We start from the raw sequence: 20,548 nt of genomic DNA, 5'->3' as shown, positions 1-20,548 counted from the left end.
GGTGATATCACCCCAGGTGTCACCTATTTCACATCTGGTGAGCGTGCGGACTTTCTGTGACGAGCGTACCGGGAGGGGATTCCGCGGCGCCCGCCGCCCCCGCTTCCCGCGCGTTCAGGAGATCGGTCGGGAACGGATCATCGGCTCGGTCTTGCCCAGGTCGACCGGTCGGACGGGCGGGGCGTCGGCCGGGACCACCGGGGGGCGGTCCGGGCGGGGCGGCGTGTCGGAGGCGGGTTCGGTCCGGCTGTCGCGGTGCGGCAGCAGGGCGATCACCGCGTCCCGCAGCTGGGCCGGGGCGTCCTCGTCCAGCGGGTCGACGGTGGCCGGCACCTGGAGCCGGACCGGGGCCCCGTTGCCGATCCGGGCGTAGCCGCGGCCGACCGGCGCCAGGGCGGCGGGCACGATGTCCAGCGGCGCGCCGAGCGCGGCGTGGCCCTCCTCGGGCCCGGCCGGGCCGAGCAGCACCCGGGCCCGGGTGGTGGCCCGGACGGTCGGGGTGATCCGGTCCCGGGCCTCGACGTCGTCCGCGATCACCACGGTGACCCGGGCGGCCCGGCCGTGCCGCAGCGGCAGTTCCAGCAGCTCCTGCGGGTCGGGGCGGCCCTCGGCGTGGGCGAGCTCGCCCAGCTCGGTCGGGTGGTCCAGCAGCAGCCACAGCGGCCGGGTGAGGTCCTCGGGCAGGGTGGCGCCGCTGTGCCGGGCGGCGTTCAGCGCGGCGAGCCGGCGCTCGGTCTCCTGGGCGGCCCACTCCAGCGCGGCCAGCGCGCCGTGCAGGCTGGTCTCCACGGTGTGCACGCCGGGCCGGTTGACCAGGCAGGCGTGCTCCCCGGTGCCGGCGCCGTCGACCACCACCAGGTCGCCGTACGGGAGCGCCTGGAGCGCGATCGAGCGGATCAGGCTGGAGGTGCCGTAGCCGGCGACGCCGAGGGCCAGCAGGTGCGGCTCGGAGGAGCGCGGGCCGGTGCGCCAGACCACCGGCGGCTGCTGGGCGGTGGCCCCGCCCTGGTGGACCGGGATGGTGCGGGCGGTGCCGTCCTCGTCGGTGAAGCCGAGCACGATCTCGCCGGGGGCCGCGACGAAGCGCTGGGCGGCGATGTCGGTGGGCAGCGGGGCCAGCGCGGTGATCCGCAGCCGGTTGGACTCCTCGTCCCAGTCGAAGCGGTACTCCCGGGCCCGCCCGGCCTTGCCCTGGACGACCTGCTCGATCCGGGCCCGGGCGGTGGGCTCGGTGTCGGTGAAGTACGCGGGGTAGCTGAGCTCCAGCCGGGAGAGCCGGCCCTCGCCGTCGAACTCCCAGGAGCCGAAGGCGCTCTTGTAGCTGCCCTCGAAGTGGTACAGCGGGTTGGCGTCCTCGGGGCCGCACAGGTACGGCGTGAGCGCGGAGTAGAGGGCGCTGAGCTTGACGTCGGCGACGTCGGGCGCGGGCGGGGCGGGGGCCGCCTTGGGGGCGCGGCCGGCCCAGGCGGCGCTGGCCATCAGGGCGATCAGCGCGAACAGCAGTCCGTGCGGCAGCAGGTAGATCCCGATCAGCATCGCGGCGGACAGGAACAGCGTGGGCCCGCGGCGCTCCTTCGGGGTGGCCTGCCAGCGGCCCTTGGCCCAGCCGGCGTGGTGGCGCAGCCCGCGGCCGATCACGGTGAGCGGGGCGAACATGTCGGTGGCGTGGTCCCCGGCGGTTCGGGCGATCTCGCGGCCCTTGCCGAGCTGGCGGTGGAGCGGCATTCCTTGACTCCCCGGACGAGTGGGACGGGTGGGGTGAGGGGGGACTGCTCGTGGTACGACGGGGCCCGGGGCGGTGGGATCCGCGCCCGGGCCGGTGGGGGAGTGACGGCGCCTAGAACCGAATGCCGCCGAGCAGGCTGGCCAGGCTGGCGCCGCCGGCGGTGATGCTGGGGGCGATCGAGGAACCGGCGATGTAGAAGCCGAGGAGGGCGCAGACGATGGCGTGGGAGACCTTTAGTCCGTCCCTGCGGAAGAACAGAAAGGCGATGGTGCCGAACAGGACGATGCCGGAAATCGAGAGGATCACTTCTGCTCCTCGGGGAGGGGGACAGGGGCAGTGTTACCGAAAGTGCCCTAATCGTGACAAAAAGTAATAGATGATGGAACGGTGCAAACGGGTGGTTCTGCCGTTCATTGCCGTCGGGTGAGCCGGACGGCGGTGTGCGAACCGGCCGGGGTGGGGGCCTGGGGTCGCGCGGAAGCCGGGTGGAATCGGTGCAGCGAGGCATTCCCGGGGGGTGGGCGGGAAGTTTCCGGGGGGTCCCGGAAGTTCGCTCGAATGGCGGCGCGACCCGCGCCGCCGCTCGTCGTACCGCGTCCCGGGGTGGTGGGGCCGTCCGGATTCCGGACGCCCGCTGGTCCGGCGGCGGCACCGGCCGCTACGGTGCGGTACGCACCAGCCCTCCCTCAGGAAAGGCAGTCCGCCATGACCGATGCCCCCGACGCCGAGGTGATCGCGCTCGCCGGGAAGCTCTTCGACGCCGCCCGGGCCGGTGACACCGCCACCCTGGCCACCGCGCTCGACGCGGGCGTCTCCGCGGACCTCACCAACGGCAGCGGCGACACCCTCGTCATGCTGGCCGCCTACCACGGCCATGCGGCCACCGTCGAAGCCCTGCTCCAGCGCGGCGCCGACCCGAACCGCGCCAACGACAAGGGCCAGACCCCGCTCGCCGGCGCCGTCTTCAAGGGCGGTGCGGACGTCGTCGACGCCCTGCTGGCCGGCGGCGCCGACCCGAGGGCCGGCGTCCCCTCCGCCGTCGACGCCGCCGCGATGTTCGGCAAGGCCGAGCTGCTCGCCCGGTTCGAGGCCCAGTAGGGACGGGCCGTAGGCTTTTCCACCATGGAGAGCACCGCCGAGCAGGCCGCCAGCACCGTCGAGTTCCGCATCACCGGGTACGCCCACCCCGACGCGCAGGCCCTGTCGGCGGAGGTGCAGCAGGAGTACGTCCGCCGCTACGGCGACCCGGACGAGACCGTGATGCACCCCGAGGACTTCGAGGCCCCGGCCGGCCTGTTCATGATCGCCTACCTGGACGGCCGACCGGTCGCCTGCGGCGGCTGGCGGGCCAAGCAGGCCGGCCCGAACGGGCTGCGCGACGGCGACGTCGAGCTCAAGCGGATGTTCGTGGTCCCCGCCGCCCGCGGCCGGGGCCTGGCCCGGGCGGTGCTGCACCGGCTGGAGGAGACCGCGGTCGAGGCCGGGCACACCCGCGTCATCCTGGAGACCGGCAGCGAGCAGCCCGAGGCCATCGCGCTGTACGGCTCCGAGGGCTACACGGCGATCCGCAAGTTCGGCATCTACAAGGACCACCCGCTGAGCATCTGCCTCGGCAAGGAGCTCCCGGAAGCTCCGGCGACGGTCTGAGCGGCGGGCGCGCCGGGTAGACACCCCTGGTGAGCCAACGAGCACCCGAAGCGGAACACCTCCCCGCGCTGGCCGCGCCGGGCGGGGAACTGGACCGGCTGGTCCGGGACGGCGCGCGCACCGTGGGCGCGGGCGCCGTCTGGGCCGTCGGCGACGCCGGGGGCACGCTCGGCGGCGGCAGCCACGGCACGCTCGGGCAGGGCCGGTACGCGCGGCTCGCACCCGGGCCGGACACCCGGTACGACCTCGCCAGCCTCACCAAGGTCGTGGCGCTCTGGCCCTGCGCCGGAGTGCTGTGGCAGTCCGGGCGGCTGCCGCTGGACGAACCGCTCGGCCGCTGGTGGCCGCCCGCCGCCGGGCGGCCGGTCGGTGCGGTGACGGTCCGTCAACTCCTGGCCCACACCGCCGGGATGCTCCCGTACACCCGCTTCGAGCAGCTCTACGGGCGGGAGCCGGCCGCGATCCGGGCCGGGGTGCTCGCCGCCCCGCTGGACCGCGCACCGGGGGCGGCCGTGGAGTACACCGACCGCGCCGCCGTGCTGCTCGGCTACCTGGTCGAGGACCTCGGCGGCGCGCCGCTGGACGTGCTCGCCGCGCGCTGGACCTGGCGGCCGCTCGGCATGGCCGACACCCGGTACGGGCCGCTCGGTGCGGCGGAAGCCGCCCGCACCGCGCCCACCGAGTACCACGAGCCGACCGGCGCCCACCTGTGCGGTGTCGTGCACGACCCGTCGGCCCGGCTGCTCGGCGGCGTCTCCGGCAACGCCGGCGCCTTCTCCACCGCCCGCGACCTCGCCCGCTTCCTCGCCGCCGTGCTCGCCCCGCCGGCCGAACTCCCCTGGGGCGGGCCGTGGATCACCGAATCGCTGCGCGAGCAGACCGGCGGCCTGGCCCCCGCGCGCGGCCTGTCCTGGCTGTTCGCGGCCGGCACCGACCCGGCCGAGGGCACCTTCGTCCACTACGGCTTCACCGGCACCGGCTTCTGGGTGTCCCGCCGGCAGGGCCGCTGGGCCCTGCTGCTCACCAACAAGGTGCACTACGACCGGACCGTCCAGCCGTTGACCGACCTGCGCAACGCCTTCCGGCGGGCGGTCTTCGGGTAGCCGATGTTCTCGGCCTGTCCGGGGCGGCACCCGATCGGGTGGATTAGGTACGAACCACCTTCGGTGCGGCGGCGATTGGGGCAGAGTGGCTGCGACGGGCAGCGGCCGGCGGAGGAGGCGCGATGACGGAGACCTGGGCACTCTCGGAGGAGGAGTGGCTCGCCCGGATAGTGCGCGCCTACATCGGCTGCAGCGTGCTGCTGACCGACGAGGACGACAAGGTTCTGCTGCTGAAGGCCAGTTACCTCGACCAGTGGCAGTTCCCCGGCGGCGGGATGGACCCGGGGGAGGGGCCCGCCGAGTGCGCGGCCCGCGAACTGCGGGAGGAGACCGGGCTGTTGGCGGGCGAGCTGCGGCTGCTGGTGGTGGAGTGGCGCGAGGCGATCCCCGACCAGGGCCGGCACGCCCACCCGGCCGTGCACTTCATGTTCGACGGCGGCGCGGTCGCGCCGGGTACGGCGATCCGCTTGCAGGCGGAGGAGGTCGCCGACCACGGCTACTTCACCCCCGCCCGGGCGGCCGCCCTGCTGAACCCCTGCGCGGCGCGCCGGCTCACCGGGGCCCTGGAGGCCCGGCGGACCGGCGCCGCCGCGCTGCTGCACTCGGCGGGGTACGTGGGCTGACGGTCCGTCAGAGCAGGGTGCTCCAGTAGTACCAGAACCGGTTGAGGACCATCAGCGCGATCACCGCCGCCCACAGCACCGGCAGCGCCCAGTGGTAGCGCGCCGCCTCCCGCACCACCGTCCGCAGCCGCGGCCCCGCCGGGATCACCCCGGTGCGCAGGTTGTGCAGCGTGGTGTACCAGAACAGCGCCACCACCGTCGCCCACACCACCATGCAGTACGGGCACAGCGCGCCGATCTCGTACAGCGCCTGGTCGACCAGCCAGTGCACGAACACCACGCCCAGCGCCGTCCCGGCGTGCAGGCCCAGCCAGAACCAGCGCCGGTAGGCGGCGCCCGCCAGCAGCCCCGCCCCGATCGCCGCCAGCGCGCCGAACGCGGCCAGGCCGATCAGCGGGTTCGGGAAGCCGAACACCTCCGCCTGCTCGGTGCGCATCACCGAGCCGCAGCTGATCACCGGATTGATGTTGCAGCTGGGGACGTACGACGGGTTCTCCAGGATGCGGAGCTTGTCGAAGGTCAGGACCGCCGAGGCGGCCAGGCCGACCAGCCCGCCGAGGAACAGCAGGAGGGCGAGGGCCCGGCTCGCGCCGATCGGGCCCCGGCCGGTGGCGTCGGGGGCGGGCGGGGAGGGGTGCACGGTGGTCGCGGCGGTCATGGCAGCTCACTCCGGTGGCTGGCTGGGAGGGGCCGGCCCGGCCGGGAGTTCGGCCGGGCCGGTGGTGCCGTGCGGTGCGGGGGCGGGACGGGGCGGTGCGGGACGCTGCGGCCTACTGCAGGCCGGCGGCCTGCTTGACCTGGGCGGTGAACTGCTCCGGCGTCGCGGTGGCGTTGCCCGTGAACAGGTTGATGGTCTTGCCGTCCACCTTGACCGTCGGGGTGCCGGTCACCTGGCTGTTGTTGAACGCCTCGGCCACCTTCGCCGCCCAGGGCGCGTAGGTCTTGTCGGTGACCGCCTTCACGAAGGCGTCCGTCTTCAGCCCGGGCACCTGGCCGGCCAGGTCCAGCAGGTGGTTGACGTCGCCGAAGCCGTCCTCGCGCTCGTCCGGCTGGTTGGCGTACAGCACGTCGTGGAAGGCCTTGAACTTGTCCACGCCCTCGTTCAGCGCGGCCCCGGCGGCGGCCAGCGCGGTGCGCGAGCCCTTGCCGCCGAGGTTCTTGTCCAGGAAGGCGGCCAGGTGGAACTCCACCTTGATCTGGCCGTCCTGGGTGAGCTCCTTGACGGTCTGGCCGTTCGCCGCCTCGAAGTGCTTGCAGACCGGGCAGCGGAAGTCCTCGTAGACCTCCATGGTGTGCGGGGCGTCGGCCTTGCCGTAGGTGATCACCGTGCCGTCCTGGCCGGTGGCGTTGGCCGGGACGACCAGCGGGGCCGAGGAGGCCGCCGAGGACGCCTTGTCGTCGTTCTTCGAACCGGTGTTGATAGCAAGCGCGACACCGCCGGCGAGGGCCAGCACGACGACGGCGGAGACCGACACGACGATCAGCTGACGGCGCTTGGCGGCCTGCTGCTCGCGGCGCTGCGCTTCCTGGATCCGCTCGCGGGCACTGATGCGCTGGGCCTCGCGCTTGGTGGGGTTCTGGGCCATGGGGAAGTCAACTCCTGTACGCGGCGCGCGGGTGCGCGCGGGGAGCCGCACGCACGGGTGCGGCGGGGGCGGTGAACGCGGGAGTCGGGCGCACTGCCTGCGGGCGTACGGAACGTACGGAAAACGCACGGAACGTACGGAGAACGTACGGAAAAGGGGTACGCGCTCAGCAGGCAGGCGCGAGGACCGGCGGACCACGCCGGGGGGCCGGGCTCAGCACCACGTCCTCGCGGCGCGGCCGCTCGTGGTCCGACACCGGCAGCGGCACCCGCAGCACCGGGCGCACCGGGGCGGGGACCAGCAGCAGGAGCAGGGCCCGCAGCGGGCGGGCCAGCGAGTGGTGCAGCGCGCGCAGCGCCCGGGCCAGGCCGGACAGCGCCGCATCGCCCAGCCGCAGCCAGGCGGAGGCGGCCAGCGCGATCGCCAGGTGCACCACCAGGAGCAGCAGCTGGGTCGCGGCGGGCGCCAGCTCCCCGGCGTGGCCCAGCGGCCCGCCGAGCAGCGAGCCGTCCACCGAACCGCCGCCGCAGACCAGCAGGTTCACCCCGCGCGCGGACACGTGCTCGGACAGCACCGGCCCACAGGCGGTCTGACCCAGGTTGAAGGTGGTGTTCAGCAGTAGCTCGACCGGCACCATCACCGCGGTGATGTGCAGCAGCCGGCGCTCCCCGCCGGCCAGCGCGGCCGCGAGCAGGAAGACGACGGCGCTCGCGGTGGCCACCAGCGACAGCGACAGCGGGCGACCGGTGATGACCACCTGGCCCAACGCGGCCATCGGCACGGCGAGCGCGGTGAACACCGCGGCCCGCAGGGCCCTGGTCGCATGGGTGGAGGTCAGCACGCTCCGGAGTATGCCATGCCCCTCGCACCGGGCACGAGGGTGCGTACGGCCCTTGACCTCCGGGGGCGGTCGGCCGCGACCGTGCGGGGTCGACAGCCGCCGCCCGGTGCCTACCCTGGAAGGCATCACCGGTGACCCCGACGAGCCGGTGACCCCGACGAGGGGGTGCGCGTCCATGGCGAGGCCCGAGACCACGGTCGGACAAGTGCTGCTCGACCGCGTCGAGGCCCAGGCGGTGGTGCTGGCCGGGCTGGACGACGCCGTCCGGGTTGACGAACCCGACGCGGTCCACCGGATGCGGGTCGCCTGCCGACGGCTGCGCAGCGCGCTTCGGACCTTCCGGCGCCTCCTCGACCCCGGCGCCACCGACACCCTGGTCGCCGACCTGCGCTGGCTGGGCGCCGCCCTGGGCCGGGCCCGGGACGGCGAGGTGCTCGCCGAACGGCTGGCCGCCCGGGCCCGCGAGCTGCCCGCCGCCTGCGGACCGGAGCGGGTCGCGGTGGCGCTGCGGCACTGGGGCGAGGCCGAGTACCGCCGGGCGCGGCCCGAGGTGGTCGCCGCCCTCGACAGCCCCCGCCGCCGGGCCCTGGGCGAAGCCCTGACCACCCTGCTCGCCGACCCGCCGCTGCGCCCGCGCGCCGCCCGCGCCGCCGTCCCCGAGCTCTCCCGGATCGCGGCCCGGGAACAGCGCCGCACCGCCGCCCGGGTCCACACCGCCCTCGCGGCCGGGCCCGCGGAGCGCGACGGCGCCCTGCACGAGGCCCGCAAGGCCGCCAAGCGCGCCCGGTACGCCGGTGAGGCGGCGGTTCCCGCGGTCGGCGCGGCGGCGGAGCGCTACGCGGAGCGGATGAAGGCCGTCCAGGAGGTGCTGGGCGAACACCAGGACGCGGTGGTCGCCGCCGCGGCCCTGGCCGGTAGGCCCGTTGCGGCGGGGGAGCCCTTCGCCTACGGCGTGCTCTACGCGGGCCAGCTGGCGGCGGCGGAGACGGCCCGGGAGCGGCTGCCGGAGGTGTGGGCGGGGGCCGCGGGGCGCAAGCTGGCGCGGTTCGGCTAGGGCGCGCCAGGCATCAAGCGTCGGCTCAGCGCGCGGGGGCGGTGCTGGTGCTCCCGCGTGCGGCGGCGAAGGCGCGGCGGGTGGGGCTGTCCGGCGGGGCGAGGAAGGCGAAGACGTGGCGGCCCTCCTCGGGGAGGGGCAGGACGGTGTAGTCGAGGACGCGGGTGTCCAGCGCTGGGTGGCGGACGTGGAGCCGGCCGGGGCGGGGCGGCTCGGCGCGGTGGTCGTCCCAGCGGGCGGCGAAGTCCGGGCTGGCCGTGGAGAGTTGCTGGACCAGTGCGAGGAGCCCCCGATCGCGGGGGCGGTCGGCGTGGTGGGCGCGCAGGGAGGCGACCAGGTCGGCGCCGATCGACCGGTCGGCGGCGGTGTTGCCCGGCGAGCGGTCCCGGTACGGGCAGCAGAAGACCTGCCAGAGCAGGTTGCGCTCGTGCGCCGGACGCCGTTCGGGCCGGGCCAGCAGCAGCGCGGCCGGTCGGTTCCAGGCCAGCAGGTCGAAGGTCGGACCGGTGACGAAGGCGGGGGCGGCGTCCAGGGTGTCCAGCAGGGCCAGGGTGGCCGCCGGGACGGCCGGGGCCTCGGCGGGTGGTGCGGCCGGGCGGTCGCGCCGGGCGGCCAGTCGGTGCAGGTAGGCGCGTTCCGGGGCGCTCAGGTGCAGGGCCTCGGCGAGGCCGTCCAGGACCGGCCCGGTGGGCACCCGTTGGCGGCCCTGTTCCAGCCGGGCGTAGTAGTCGGCCGAGATCCCGGCGCGGGCGGCGACCTCCTCGCGGCGCAGCCCCGGGGCGCGGCGGCGGCCGGCCGCGGGCAGGCCCGCGTCGGCGGGCGCGAGTCGGGCACGGCGGGCGCGCAGGAAGGCGCCCAGCGGGGTCTCGGGCATGCGCGCCAGGTTGCCACAGCCGGGCCGGGGCAACCAGGACCTGGTTGTCCCTGGTCGGGCGGTCCGGGGGTCGGGTGGTCCGTCGGTCGGGCGGTCCGGGGAAGGACCGGCCGCTGGTGGGTCGACGGGCCCGGCGGCAGGCTCGGCGCATGGGACTCCTCGAGGACAAGGTCACGATCGTCACCGGTGCCGGGCGGGGCATCGGCGCCACCGCCGCCCGGTTATTCGCCCGGGAGGGTGCGCTGCTGGTGCTGGCCGCCCGCTCCGCCCCCGAGGTGGAGGCACTGGCCGCCGAACTGCGCTCCGACGGCGCCCGGGCGGTCGCGGTGGCCGCCGACCTGACCACCGCCGACGGCGCCCAGCGCACGGTGGACGCCGCGCTGGAGGCCTTCGGCCGGCTGGACGCGGCCTTCGACAACGCGGGCAACGGCCTGGTGCCCGCCCCGCTCGCCGAGCGCACGGAGGCCGAGTGGGACGACACCCACGCGCTCAACCTGCGGGGCAACTGGCTCTGCCTGCGCGCCCAGCTGCGGGCGATGGCGGCGGCCGGGCGCGGCGGCTCGGTGGTGCTCAACTCCGGGGTGGGCGCGCTGGTCGGGGGCTTCGGCGATGGCGCCCAGCAGGCCGCCAAGCACGGCCTGACCGGCCTGGTGAAGGCGGCCACCGCCGACTACGCCCGGCACGGGATCCGGGTCAACGCCGTCGCCCCCGGCGTGGTCCGCACGCCCGGGACGGAGGCGTACTTCGCGGCCGGTCCGGACTTCGCCGCCCTGGTCGCCCGCTCCACGCCGCTGGGCCGCCCGGGCCTGGAGGCCGAGGTGGCGGAGGCGGCGGCCTGGCTGCTGAGCGACCGGGCCTCGTACGTGGCGGGCGTGACCCTGCCGGTGGACGGCGGGATCACGGCCACCCGGCGGTTCGACTGAGCGGCGCCCGGAGACTGAACGGCGCCCGGCGAGGGACCCTAGCGGGGGCTGAGCCCCGCCGAGCGGGCCGCCTCGCGGAGCAGGTCGTGCAGCATCGCGGTGGTCAGCCGGCCGGTGTTCGTGTTGCGCGGGCTGACGTGGTAGCAGCCGTAGAGCCGCAGGGCGGGGCCGCCGTCACGGGCCGGGAGGGTGACCTGCGAGGCGTGGCCGAAGGCCGGGCGGGGGCGGGGGACGAGCCAGCCGGCGTCGGCGATCACCGGCAGCATCGCCTGCCAGGCGAAGCCGCCGAGGGCGACGACCGTCCGTACGGTGGGGCGCAGCAGCTGCAGTTCGCGGGTGATCCAGGGGCGGCAGGTGTCGCGTTCGGCGGTGCTGGGCTTGTTGTCGGGCGGGGCGCAGCGGACCGGGTCGGTGATCCGGACGCCGTACAGCTCCAGGCCGTCGCCGTGGCGGACGGACTCCGCGCGGTTGGCGAGCCCGAGCTCGTGCAGGGCCGCGTAGAGGAGGTCGCCGGACGGGTCGCCGGTGAAGATCCGGCCGGTGCGGTTGGCGCCGTGGGCGGCGGGGGCGAGGCCGACCAGGACGAGCGGGGCGTCGGGTGGGCCGAAGCCGGGGATGGGGCGGGCCCAGTAGTCCCAGTCCCGGTAGGCGGCGCGCTTGGTGCGGGCGGTCTCCTCGCGCCAGGCGACCAGGCGCGGGCAGGCCCGGCAGTCGGTGACGACCCGGTCGAGGACGGTGAGCCCGGTGGCGCGGGCGGCGGCCTCGGCCGGGTGACGGGGGTCGCCGGGGTCATCGGCGGGGGCCGGCTGCATGGGCCCGATCCTAGGGCGTGTCCGGCGTCCGGTCCGTCCGCTCCGGCGGGATCCGCGCAGGCGTAGCGTTGGAAGCAGTTGCTCCGGTGGCCCCCGGTCCTCGCCGGGTCGGCGGTGGCCGGGCGCGCCGGTGTGCGCGGAGGCCGCGAGGAGGCCGCGATGATCGTCGATGCGGTGCTGGGTGCACTCGGGGGGCTGGCCGGGTTGGGGGCGCTGTGGGCGGGGCTGAGCATCCGGGTGGTCCAGCAGTTCCAGAAGGGCGTGGTGTTCCGCTTCGGCAAGGTGCGCGAGGAGGTCCGGGAGCCGGGCCTGGTCGCGCTGATGCCGGTCGCGGACCGGCTGCGCCGGGTGAACGTGCAGATCGTGACGATGCCGATCCCGGCACAGGAGGGCATCACCCGGGACAACGTGACCGTGCGGGTGGACGCGGTGGTCTACTACCGGGTCGAGGACCCGGTGAAGGCGACGGTCAACGTGCAGGACTACAACTTCGCGATCTCCCAGGTCGCGCAGACCTCGCTGCGCTCCATCATCGGCAAGAGCGAGCTGGACGACCTGCTGGCCAACCGCGAACCGATCAACCAGGGGCTGGAGTTGATGATCGACAGCCCGGCGCTGGGCTGGGGCATCCAGATCGACCGGGTGGAGATCAAGGACGTCGCCCTGCCGGAGTCGATGAAGCGCTCGATCGCCCGCCAGGCGGAGGCCGAGCGCGAGCGGCGGGCGCGGATCATCACGGCGGACGGCGAGTTCCAGGCCTCGGCCCGGCTGTCGGAGGCGGCAGCGGTGATGAGCGCGACCCCGGCTGCCCTCCAACTGCGGTTGCTGCAGACCGTGGTGGAGGTGGCGGCGGAGAAGAACTCGACGCTGGTGCTGCCGTTCCCGGTGGAGCTGCTGCGGTTCCTGGACAGCGCGACGGAGTCCCAGCAGCGGGACCTGCTGGCGGCCGCCGCGGTCGCCGCCGCCGCGAAGTCCGCGGAGCAGGCGGTGGCGCGCGGGGAGGTGCCGGAGGCGGAGCTTCCGCACGAGCAGCCCAAGCACGAACTGCCGCCGCTGGAAGAGCTGTTGACCAGGTCGCCGCTGGACGGCACGGGCCTGGACGGCACGGACCCGGACGGCCCGGACCCGGAGCTCGGGGCCGGGGAGCGCACCGAACCGAAGACGTCCTCCTGAGCGCTGTCCGGCCGGGGCCTGCCCGGTGGCGTGCCTCACCCGGTCGGACCAGGATGGACGAGGGGCTGGAAGCCAGGCCAGGAGGCGGACCATGACCATCGCCAGCGACATCATGCACCCGGGGGCGGAGTGCATCCGCGAGCACGAGACGCTCGCCGCCGCCGCCCGGATCATGCGGGAACGACACGTGGGCGCGCTGCCCATCTGCGGGGAGAACGACCGGCTGCTGGGCATCGTGACCGACCGCGACATCGTGCTGCGGTGCGTCGCGGAGGGCCGCGACCCGGCCGGGATGACAGCGGGTGAACTGGCCCAGGGGCGGCCGATGACGGTGGAGGCGGACGAGGACTGCGAGCAGGTGCTGCGGGTGATGGAGCAGTACCAGGTGCGGCGGCTGCCGGTGATCAACCACCCGGAGCACAAGCTGGTCGGCATGATCAGCGAGGCCGACATCGCGCGCGGGCTGCCGCAGGCCCGGCTCGCGGAGTTCGTCTCGGCGGTCTGCGCCGACCAGCCGCCGAAGAAGGAGGCGTTGCAGGGCTGACCCGGCTCCCGGCTGGGAGGTCGCGGGCGGATCAGCCCGGCGGGCGCGTCAGCCCAGGGCGTAGACCGAGGTCGCCCGGGCGGCGGGCTCCTCGGTGCCCTCGGCACCCTCGGCACCCTCGGCGGTGAGGGTGACGTCGAGGAAGGCGATCCGGCGGCCGAGCTTGGTCACCTGGGCGTGGACGAGGACGTCCTGACCGGCCACGGCGCGCTGGAAGCTGCTGGACTGCTGGACGGTGGCCATCGGCGCGAAGCCGCCCCGGGCCGCGGACAGCGCGATCACGCAGGCGGTGTCGGCGGCGGCCATCAGGGCCTGACCGGACAGTCCGCCGCCCTCGCGGGCGAGCCGCTCGGACCAGGGCAGCCGCAGCACGGCGTGCCGCTCGCCGGTCTCGGTGGTGCTGAGGCCGAGGTCCAGCACCCAGGGGGCGAAGTTCTCGGCCAGGATCGCGTCCGCCTCGGCGGGGGTGAGGGTCATGGCGCCATTGTGTCGAGGGCGTCGGCGTGCTGTCAGGCGGTTGCCAGGGTGTCCAGGTGGCGGCGGAGCACGGCGCGCAGGTCGTCCGGGCCGACCAGGTGGGGGTGCTGGACGGCTTGCAGGGTGAGGCCGTCCAGGAGCGCGGAGAGGCGGCGGGTCTCGAGGTCGAGGTCGAGACCGGGGAGCAGGGCGCCGCAGCGCTCCGACTCGGCCAGGACGCGTCGCACCAGTGCGTCCAGGCCGGCTTGCAACTCGGCGGCGCGGGGCCGTAGTTCGGGCCGGGTGCGGGCGGCGGTGACGAAGGAGAGCCAGAGCGCGGACTCCTCCCGGCGCTCGGCGTCCAGCGGGAGGGTCTCGGCGAGCAGCCGGACGGTCTGCTCGCGCCGGTCGGTGCCGGGGGCGGGGTCCGGGTCGAGCAGATCGCGGGCACGGGTGTGGATCCGGGCGTCGATCCGACGGGCCAGCTCCTGCATCGCGAAGAGCATCAACTCGGAGCTGCCGGCGAAGTAGTGGCGGACCGAGCCGATGGCGAGTCCGGCCTCGTCGGCGACGTTGCGCAGGGAGGCGTGCTCCAGGCCCTCCCGGGCGGCGACGCGCAGGACGGCGTCGGCGACGGCCTGGCGGCGTTCGACGGGGTCGACGATCTTCGGCATGTTGCCGTTATAGCACGAGCGAGCTAAATTGCCGCTGTGCTGATTTAGCACGGGCAAGCTATAAAAACTCGGGGAGCGGGGATGAACAACTGGGTGCACGTGGCGCTGATCGCCGCCGTGGTGGTCGTGGTGGTGGTCCGGCGGCTGCGCGGCGAACCGCTCAACGCGCGGGACCTCTTCGCGCCGCCGGTGGTGCTCACCGGCCTCGGGCTGTGGGCGCTGTCGCAGCGGCACGGCCTCGGGGTGGGGGACTGCGTCTGGATCGGCGCCGGCGCCGCGCTCGGCGTCGCCTTCGGAGCGCTGCGCGGCGCCACCATCCGGGTCTACGAGCGGGAGGGCGTGCTGTGGCAGCGCTACACCGGGCGGACCTTCCTGGTCGCCGCGCTCTCGCTCGCCGTGATGGCGGGCTTCGCAGTGCTCGCCGAGCACAGCGGCCTGGCGGCGGACGCCCGGCCGGTCCAACTGTCCATCGGTGTGGGCTTCCTGGGGGAGGCACTGGTGGTCGGCTACCGCGGACTGACCTCCGGGACTCCGTTCGCGCCCGAGAGGCAGGGCTGGAAGTCGCCGCTCGGGTCGGATCGATCGGGGCGGTGAGGGCGCCTGGGTCGATGCGTGGGTCGATGCCCTCCTCGGCGTGCTCGATCCGCGCGCCACCGCCGGCTCCTACGGCATCGACTGGGCCCGGCCCGCTCGACTGTTCGGCGGAACGGTCGAGTCGGCCGCGGACCAGGCCCCGCCGGTCACCCGACCCGGGACGAGGCCGCCGCTCACGCCGGGGCGTTCCTCGCCGAGCACGCCTGGCTCACTCGGCCCGCTCGGCCCGAAGCTCCCGCTGCTCCCGCAGCTCCCGGGCGATCAGCTCGGCCAGGTGCAAGGCGCGGCGGCCGTCGGCGAGTTGGGCGATCTGGGTGCGGCAGCTGAAGCCGTCGGCCAGGATCGCGGTGTCGGGCCCGGCCGCCCGGACTTCGGGCAGCAGGACGCGTTCGGCGATCGCCTCGGACACCTCGAAGTGCCCCTGTTCGAAGCCGAAGTTGCCCGCCAGCCCGCAGCAGCCGGAGTCCAACACCCGGTTGTCCAGGCCGAGTCGGGCCTCGACCCGGCGGTCGGCGGCGCTGCCGAGCACCGCGTGCTGGTGGCAGTGGGTCTGGGTGACGGCGGCCGGCCGGACCCGGGGGAGCGGGGCGTCCGGGGCGTACTCGTCGATGAACTCGGCGAAGGTGCGGGTCCGTTCGGAGAGCGGGCGGCCGTCGGCGCCGAGCAGTCGGGGCAAGTCCTCGCGCAGGGTGGCGGTGCAGCTGGGCTCCAGGCCGATCACGGGGGTGTCGGCCGGGAGCCCGGTGGCCGCCAGCGCTGCCAGGCTGCGCCGCAACACCCGGCGTGCGGCGCCGAGTTGGCCGGTGGAGTACCAGGTGAGGCCGCAGCACACCGGCCCGTCCGGCAGCCGGACGTCGAAGCCGAGGTGCTCCAGTACCTCGACGGCCGAGCGCGCCACCTCCGGCTGGAGGTGGTCGGTGAAGGTGTCCGGCCAGAGCAGCACCGGCCGGGCACCCGCCGGGGACGGCCCGTCCGAGTTGACGCTGCCGGCGCGGTGGCGCCGGTACCAGCGGGTGAAGGTCTCGGGCGGGAAGACCGGCAGCACCCGGCGCCGGTCGATCCCGCCGACCCGCTTGAGCAGGGTGCCAACCGGGGAGCGGACCAGCGTGTTGGCCGCCGCCGGTGCCAGTGCGACCGCGCGCAGCCACAGCGGCAGCCACCCCATCGAGTAGTGGGCTAGCGGGCGCGGCCGGTGCCGGTAGTGCTGGTGCAGGAACTCGGTCTTGTAGGTCGCCATGTCGACGTGCACCGGGCAGTCGCTCGCGCAGCCCTTGCAGCTCAGGCAGAGGTCGAGGGCCTCCCGCACCTCCGCCGAGCGCCAGCCGTCCGGGACGGCGTCCCCGCGCAGCATCTCGGCGAGCAGCCGGGCCCGGCCCCGGGTGGAGTGCCGCTCCTCGCCGGTGGCCATGTAGCTGGGGCACATCACCCCGGTGCTCGGGTCCACGCACTTGGCGACGCCCACGCAGCGGTGCACCGCCTTGATCAGGCTGCCGCCGTCCTGCTCGTACGGCAGGGCGAGCGGCAGCGGGCGGCGTGGGGCGGTGACGAAGCGCAGGTCGGTGTCGAGCGGGCGCGGGTCCACCAGGGCGCCGGGGTTGAGCAGGTTCTCCGGGTCCCAGATCCGTTTGAACTCGCCGAACAGGGCGATGACTTCGGCCGGGTACATGCGCGGCAGCAGTTCGGCGCGGGCCTGTCCGTCGCCGTGCTCGCCGGAGAGCGAACCGCCGTACGAGACCGCCAGATCGGCCGCCTGTTCCAGGAACTCCCGGAAGACCGGGGCGCCTTGGGGCCGGTCCAGCGGGAAGTCGATCCGCAGGTGCACGCAGCCGTCGCCGAAGTGCCCGTACGGGACGCCGCGCAGGCCGTGCCGGCGCAGCAGGGCGCGCAGCCCGCGCAGGTAGTCGCCGAGCCGCTCGGGCGGGACGGCGGAGTCCTCCCAGCCGGGCCAGGCCTCCCCGCCTCCCGGCAGCCGGGTGACGATCCCGGCGCCGGCCTCCCGGACGGCCCACAGCTGGCGCTGCTCGACCGGGTCGGTGACCAGGGAGACACGGGCCGCGGGCTCCCGGCGCACCGCGTCGGCCAGTCGGCGGGCCGCCTGGTAGGCCGCCAGCGCGGTGGCGCCGCCGGTCTCCAGGAACAGCCAGCACTCGCCCGCGGGCAGCCGGTCCAGGGCGGGCGGGCGCGGGCCGGCGGCGAGCAGTGCGGCGATCAGGTCGGCGGCCATGCCCTCGGCGGTCAGCGGACCGTACGGCAGCAGCGCGGGGACGGCGTCGGCGGCGGCGCCCTCGTCGGGGTAGCCGGCCACCACCAGGGCGCGGGCCGGCGGGTCCTCGACCAGCCGGACGGTGGCGCCCAGCAGCAGCGCGCAGGTGCCCTCGGTGCCGGTCAGGGTCCGGGCCAGGTGGTGGCCGTGCTCGGGCAGCAGCGCGTCCAGCGGGTAGCCGGAGGTGCGGCGGGGCAGCTGCGGCATGCCCTGCCGGATGACGGCCAGGTTGCGGTCGGTGAAGTCCTGCAGCCGGGTGTGGAGTTGGCCGACCGGCCCGGGGGTCGAGCGGAGCGCCGCCCGCTCGGCCGCGGTGAGCCGGCCGCCGACGGTCAGTTCGGTGCCGTCGGCGAGCAGCAGCTCCAGCCGCTCCACGTTGTCCGAGGTGCGGCCCCAGGCGAGCGAGTGGGAGCCGCAGGAGTCGTTGCCGATCATGCCGCCAAGCGTGCAACGGCTGTGGGTGGACGGGTCCGGGCCGAAGCGCAGCCCGTACGGCCGGGCGGCGCGCTGGAGGTCGTCGAGCACGGTGCCGGGCTGGACGCGTGCGGTGCGGGTCTGCGGGTCGACCTCCAGCACCGCGCCGAGGTGGCGGCGGAAGTCCAGCACCACCGCGCCCGGGCCGATGGCCTGCCCGCCGACGCTCGTCCCGGCCCCGCGCGGCACCACCGGCACGCCGTACTGCCGGCACAGCGCCAGCGCGGTGCGCACGTCGTCCAGGTCGGCGGGCTTGACCACCCCGAGCGGCAACTGCCGGTAGTTGGAGGCGTCCTGGCTGTACACCGTGCGCTCGGCGGCGCCGAACCGGACCTCCCCGCGCAGCACGGCGGCCAGCTCGCGGGCCAGTTCGGCCCCGGGCGCGGCGGACGGACGGCTCACCATGGCCTCCCAGGAAGTGGACTCCGCCGATGATCGCAGCCGGGGCGCCGCACCGGGCCGGGGCGCGACCGGGCTACCGCCGACGGGGTGTCATGTGACAGGCTCGGCCGTCGTGATCGACGACTCCGCGGACCCGGCCGGTCCCGACGCCTACCTCGCCCGGCTGCCGATCGGCGAGCGCCCGGCCGTCCCGACCGACGGCGCGCCGTCCTGGGACGTCTTCCCGTACGAGGGCGAGCTGACCGTCCGGGTGCTCCAGCCGCCGGTCCTGCCCGAGCCGCCCCGCCACGGCGAGGACGGCCCGGAGAGCTGCGGGCAGTGCGCCCGCCCGGACTCCGACTTCCTCTGGACCGACGAGCACTGGCGGCTGAGCGGCGCCGACACCCCCGGCGGCCTGCCCGCCACCGTGCTGCTCCAGCCGCGCGCCCACCACGACCTGCTGGACCTGCCGGCCGAGCTGTCCGCCCGGCTCGGGCCGATGCTCCAGCGCGTCGAGCGGGCTGTGTTGTCGCTGGGCGGCATCGGCCGGGTCCATGTGAACCGCTGGGGCGACGGCGGCGCCCATCTGCACCTGTGGCTGATCGCCCGGCCCGAGGGCCTGACGCAGCTGCGCGGTTCCACCCTGCCGCTGTGGATGGACGTGCTGCCGCCGCTGCCCGCCGGGGTGTGGGCCGAGCGGGCCCGCCGGATCGCCGCCGCGATGGCGGCGGAGGGCGGTACGGCGCACGTCTGAGCCGGGTTACTTCCGCCCGGTGAGGGTGCCGCGGGCGATGTGGGAGAGCTTGGCGACCTCGAAGGCCGGGTAGGCGCCGCCGGCCAGGAGGGAGAACTTGATGCCCTCGCGGCCGGCCGGCTTGCGGTGGCCGGGCGGCAGGAAGCGGCGGTGGTGCTCGGCGGCGCGGTGGAAGAACTGGGGGCGCTCCGCCCGGGTGACGCAGCCGGCGAGGTCGAAGACGAAGAGGTAGTGCCGGATCATCCGGATGAACAGGGCGTCGCGGACCGAGTACAGGTGGGGCTGGTCCTCCAGCAGGGCGAAGCTGCGCTCGTACTGGTCGAAGAGGTCGAACACGCTGCTGCCCGGTCCGCCGGCCGGGTGGACGGTCTCCCGGCGGCGCAGCTGGACGCACTCGCGGGCCAGGACGGCGGCCTTGCGGGCGCCGAGCAGGGCCGCGTGCACCACCGGGATCTCCTCGTAGCGGCCGTCGGGGAAGGTGAGCCCGAGCTCCTCCCAGTGGCCGCGGCGGATCAGCCGGTCCCAGATCAGCGGCGGCGCGCCGAACAGCTCGGGCCGGTCGAAGGGCGCGAAGGGCTCGGGGCCGGTCTCGGCGAGCAGCGCCTCGGCGCCGCCGGGCCAGTCGCGGTCGTTGTGGCGGCGGGAGTGGCCGAACAGCAGGACGTCGACCTGGCCGGTCTGCTGGAGCCGGTCGGCGAGCGCCTGGAGGGCGTCCCGGGGCAGCAGGTGGTCGGCGTCGAGGAACAGCAGGTGCTCGCCGGTGGCCCGCGCCGCACCCGCGTTCCGGCTCACCCCGACCCCGACGGCCGCGTTGAGGTGCAGCACGGACACCCGCGGGTGCCGGGCCGCGTAGGCGTCGGCCAGCCCGCCCGCGGTCTCGGGGGAGCGGTCGGCGACCACGATCACCTCGACGTCCGCCAGGGTCTGGGCGAGCAGCGAGTCCAGGCAGTCGGCGAGCTGTCCGTGCTGGTCGTAGGCGGGGAGCACGACGCTGATCAGGGGTGAGGCCATGACGCGGGAGCGTAAGAGGGCGGGCGAACCGTGGCAAAGGGCTGACGGTGCGTAATGACGAGCAATCAGGTCAAATCGTACGAGCGTGCGCCATATCTTCACGCCGCCTTCCGGACGCGTCCACGCCAGGTGGCCATGCGCTTAGGGCGTGTCCTGCGGGTCGTTGCCGGGGCCAAAACCCACAAGACACGCCCTGGGCCCGCGACGCGGGTGCGTCGCGGGCCCAGGGCGTGTACGGAGGGGGCGGAGCCGGGTCGGCCTAGTACCAGTGGTGGCTCTGCCAGAACGCCCAGGCGCCGCAGGGGCTGCCGTAGCGGGAGTTCATGTAGTCCAGGCCCCACTTGATCTGGGTGGCCGGGTTGGTCTTCCAGTCCGAGCCGGCGGAGGCCATCTTGGAGCCCGGCAGCGCCTGGACCAGGCCGTAGGCGCCGGAGGAGGCGTTGACGGCCATCGGGTTCCAGCTGCTCTCGCGGGACACGATGTTGCTGAAGCACTGCAGCTGGCCGGCCGGGACGATCTGGGCGGCGATCTGCTGCGGGGTGCCGCTCGGGGCGGCGAGGGCCTGGCGCTGCTGGGAGCGGGAGGCGGCGGCGTCGGCCTGCGCCTTGGCGTCCGCCTGGGCCTTCGCGTCGGCCGCGGCCTGGGCCTGGGCGTCGGCCTGGGCCTTGGCGTCCGCCTCGGCCTTCGCCTGGGCCGCCTGGGCGTCCTGGGCGGCCTGCTGGGCAGCGGCAGCGGTGTCGGCCTGTCCCTGGTCCGCCACCGGCTTGCCGTCCACCACCACGGCGGCTGCCGGGGCGGCGGCCTCGGCGGTGTTCCCGACCTGCGGGATGGCGAGCGCGGCGGTGGCGGCGCTCGCGACCACGAGGGTGGCGACGCCGGTGATCAGGGAGTTGCGGCGGGCATGGCTGAGCTGCATGGAGCGGACAATCCTTTTCCGTCGGGGACCGTGCCGGGGCACTGGGCGCGGGGCATCGCACGGGCTCCGGGTGAGCGGGGCCCGCGCGGCCGTCCGGGACGGTCGTGGCGCCCCGGCGG

22 protein-coding genes are annotated in these 20,548 nt (G+C 75.2%); 10 read left to right on the top strand and 12 right to left on the bottom strand.

The window, feature by feature from the left end; genetic code table 11:
• Positions 1 to 114: 114 nt before the first annotated feature.
• Together ACFVXG_RS35135 and ACFVXG_RS35130 are read right to left on the bottom strand one after the other, a co-directional pair.
• Complete coding sequence (locus tag ACFVXG_RS35135; RefSeq protein WP_387933563.1) at positions 115 to 1,725, bottom strand: hypothetical protein; 1,611 nt, start codon at positions 1,723 to 1,725, stop codon at positions 115 to 117.
• 112 nt (positions 1,726 to 1,837) lie between these two features.
• The gene (locus ACFVXG_RS35130; RefSeq protein WP_189917198.1) at positions 1,838 to 2,032 is read right to left on the bottom strand and encodes a hypothetical protein; all 195 of its coding nucleotides are present in this window, start codon (positions 2,030 to 2,032) and stop codon (positions 1,838 to 1,840) included.
• 399 nt (positions 2,033 to 2,431) lie between these two features.
• On the opposite strand from ACFVXG_RS35130, the gene ACFVXG_RS35125 reads away from it, so the two are divergent.
• From ACFVXG_RS35125 to ACFVXG_RS35110, 4 genes are all read left to right on the top strand, one after another.
• Positions 2,432 to 2,824, top strand: coding sequence for an ankyrin repeat domain-containing protein (locus ACFVXG_RS35125; RefSeq protein ID WP_387933561.1), 393 nt, complete (start codon positions 2,432 to 2,434; stop codon positions 2,822 to 2,824).
• Between the two features lie 24 nt (positions 2,825 to 2,848).
• Positions 2,849 to 3,373 (top strand): GNAT family N-acetyltransferase, encoded by a 525-nt coding sequence (locus ACFVXG_RS35120; protein ID WP_387933560.1) that lies wholly within the window; start codon positions 2,849 to 2,851, stop codon positions 3,371 to 3,373.
• 29 nt (positions 3,374 to 3,402) lie between these two features.
• On the top strand, positions 3,403 to 4,476 hold the full coding sequence (locus tag ACFVXG_RS35115) for a serine hydrolase domain-containing protein (protein ID WP_387933558.1): 1,074 nt from the start codon (positions 3,403 to 3,405) through the stop codon (positions 4,474 to 4,476).
• A gap of 122 nt (positions 4,477 to 4,598) precedes the next feature.
• A complete protein-coding gene (locus tag ACFVXG_RS35110; RefSeq protein WP_387933556.1) occupies positions 4,599 to 5,099 on the top strand; it encodes an NUDIX domain-containing protein in 501 nt (166 codons plus the stop codon).
• A 7-nt stretch (positions 5,100 to 5,106) separates the two neighbouring features.
• On the opposite strand, the gene ACFVXG_RS35105 is transcribed toward ACFVXG_RS35110, so the two are convergent.
• The 3 genes from ACFVXG_RS35105 to ACFVXG_RS35095 form a co-directional block, all read right to left on the bottom strand.
• Positions 5,107 to 5,757, bottom strand: a complete 651-nt coding sequence (locus tag ACFVXG_RS35105) for a vitamin K epoxide reductase family protein (protein WP_387933554.1) — start codon at positions 5,755 to 5,757, stop codon at positions 5,107 to 5,109.
• Between the two features lie 112 nt (positions 5,758 to 5,869).
• A complete protein-coding gene (locus tag ACFVXG_RS35100) occupies positions 5,870 to 6,685 on the bottom strand; it encodes a DsbA family protein (RefSeq protein ID WP_387933553.1) in 816 nt (271 codons plus the stop codon).
• A 166-nt stretch (positions 6,686 to 6,851) separates the two neighbouring features.
• A complete protein-coding gene (locus tag ACFVXG_RS35095; RefSeq protein ID WP_350506359.1) occupies positions 6,852 to 7,526 on the bottom strand; it encodes a hypothetical protein in 675 nt (224 codons plus the stop codon).
• A gap of 175 nt (positions 7,527 to 7,701) precedes the next feature.
• Here ACFVXG_RS35095 and ACFVXG_RS35090 point away from each other — a divergent pair, with 175 nt between their 5' ends.
• Entirely contained in the window at positions 7,702 to 8,580 is an 879-nt protein-coding gene (locus ACFVXG_RS35090) for a CHAD domain-containing protein (protein ID WP_387933551.1), read from the top strand.
• Between the two features lie 25 nt (positions 8,581 to 8,605).
• On the opposite strand, the gene ACFVXG_RS35085 is transcribed toward ACFVXG_RS35090, so the two are convergent.
• Positions 8,606 to 9,454, bottom strand: coding sequence for a helix-turn-helix domain-containing protein (locus tag ACFVXG_RS35085; RefSeq protein WP_387933549.1), 849 nt, complete (start codon positions 9,452 to 9,454; stop codon positions 8,606 to 8,608).
• Positions 9,455 to 9,603: 149 nt separating this feature from the next.
• Between ACFVXG_RS35085 and ACFVXG_RS35080 the strand changes: the two genes are divergently transcribed.
• Positions 9,604 to 10,377, top strand: a complete 774-nt coding sequence (locus ACFVXG_RS35080) for an SDR family NAD(P)-dependent oxidoreductase (RefSeq protein WP_387933547.1) — start codon at positions 9,604 to 9,606, stop codon at positions 10,375 to 10,377.
• Between the two features lie 38 nt (positions 10,378 to 10,415).
• On the opposite strand, the gene ACFVXG_RS35075 is transcribed toward ACFVXG_RS35080, so the two are convergent.
• Positions 10,416 to 11,189 carry a uracil-DNA glycosylase gene (locus ACFVXG_RS35075; RefSeq protein ID WP_387933545.1) on the bottom strand — a complete coding sequence of 258 codons (774 nt, stop codon included), beginning with the start codon at positions 11,187 to 11,189 and terminating at the stop codon, positions 10,416 to 10,418.
• 159 nt (positions 11,190 to 11,348) lie between these two features.
• Between ACFVXG_RS35075 and ACFVXG_RS35070 the strand changes: the two genes are divergently transcribed.
• Positions 11,349 to 12,362, top strand: a complete 1,014-nt coding sequence (locus ACFVXG_RS35070; RefSeq protein ID WP_387933543.1) for a slipin family protein — start codon at positions 11,349 to 11,351, stop codon at positions 12,360 to 12,362.
• A 91-nt stretch (positions 12,363 to 12,453) separates the two neighbouring features.
• The gene (locus tag ACFVXG_RS35065) at positions 12,454 to 12,906 is read left to right on the top strand and encodes a CBS domain-containing protein (RefSeq protein WP_387933541.1); all 453 of its coding nucleotides are present in this window, start codon (positions 12,454 to 12,456) and stop codon (positions 12,904 to 12,906) included.
• 48 nt (positions 12,907 to 12,954) lie between these two features.
• Here the strand turns inward: ACFVXG_RS35065 and ACFVXG_RS35060 are convergent, their stop codons facing one another.
• Positions 12,955 to 13,383: a PaaI family thioesterase gene (locus ACFVXG_RS35060; protein ID WP_387933540.1), complete on the bottom strand. Its 429-nt coding sequence runs from the start codon at positions 13,381 to 13,383 to the stop codon at positions 12,955 to 12,957.
• A gap of 32 nt (positions 13,384 to 13,415) precedes the next feature.
• Positions 13,416 to 14,036 carry a TetR/AcrR family transcriptional regulator gene (locus ACFVXG_RS35055; protein WP_387933539.1) on the bottom strand — a complete coding sequence of 207 codons (621 nt, stop codon included), beginning with the start codon at positions 14,034 to 14,036 and terminating at the stop codon, positions 13,416 to 13,418.
• An 81-nt stretch (positions 14,037 to 14,117) separates the two neighbouring features.
• Between ACFVXG_RS35055 and ACFVXG_RS35050 the strand changes: the two genes are divergently transcribed.
• Entirely contained in the window at positions 14,118 to 14,630 is a 513-nt protein-coding gene (locus ACFVXG_RS35050; RefSeq protein ID WP_387933537.1) for a DUF1453 domain-containing protein, read from the top strand.
• A 208-nt stretch (positions 14,631 to 14,838) separates the two neighbouring features.
• Here the strand turns inward: ACFVXG_RS35050 and ACFVXG_RS35045 are convergent, their stop codons facing one another.
• On the bottom strand, positions 14,839 to 17,772 hold the full coding sequence (locus ACFVXG_RS35045) for an FAD-binding and (Fe-S)-binding domain-containing protein (protein WP_387933535.1): 2,934 nt from the start codon (positions 17,770 to 17,772) through the stop codon (positions 14,839 to 14,841).
• Positions 17,773 to 17,881: 109 nt separating this feature from the next.
• On the opposite strand from ACFVXG_RS35045, the gene ACFVXG_RS35040 reads away from it, so the two are divergent.
• The gene (locus tag ACFVXG_RS35040) at positions 17,882 to 18,502 is read left to right on the top strand and encodes an HIT family protein (RefSeq protein WP_387933533.1); all 621 of its coding nucleotides are present in this window, start codon (positions 17,882 to 17,884) and stop codon (positions 18,500 to 18,502) included.
• Between the two features lie 6 nt (positions 18,503 to 18,508).
• On the opposite strand, the gene ACFVXG_RS35035 is transcribed toward ACFVXG_RS35040, so the two are convergent.
• Both ACFVXG_RS35035 and ACFVXG_RS35030 read right to left on the bottom strand, forming a co-directional pair.
• Positions 18,509 to 19,513, bottom strand: a complete 1,005-nt coding sequence (locus ACFVXG_RS35035) for a glycosyltransferase family 2 protein (protein ID WP_387933531.1) — start codon at positions 19,511 to 19,513, stop codon at positions 18,509 to 18,511.
• A gap of 259 nt (positions 19,514 to 19,772) precedes the next feature.
• Entirely contained in the window at positions 19,773 to 20,429 is a 657-nt protein-coding gene (locus tag ACFVXG_RS35030; protein WP_387933529.1) for a transglycosylase SLT domain-containing protein, read from the bottom strand.
• Between the last annotated feature and the right edge of the window lie 119 nt (positions 20,430 to 20,548).

The organism is Kitasatospora sp. NPDC058162 (assembly GCF_042884005.1).
Taxonomy (GTDB): Bacteria; Actinomycetota; Actinomycetes; order Streptomycetales; family Streptomycetaceae; genus Kitasatospora.
The sequence above is the reverse complement of the archived record's forward strand: the minus strand, read 5'-3'. Positions and strand labels throughout refer to the sequence as shown.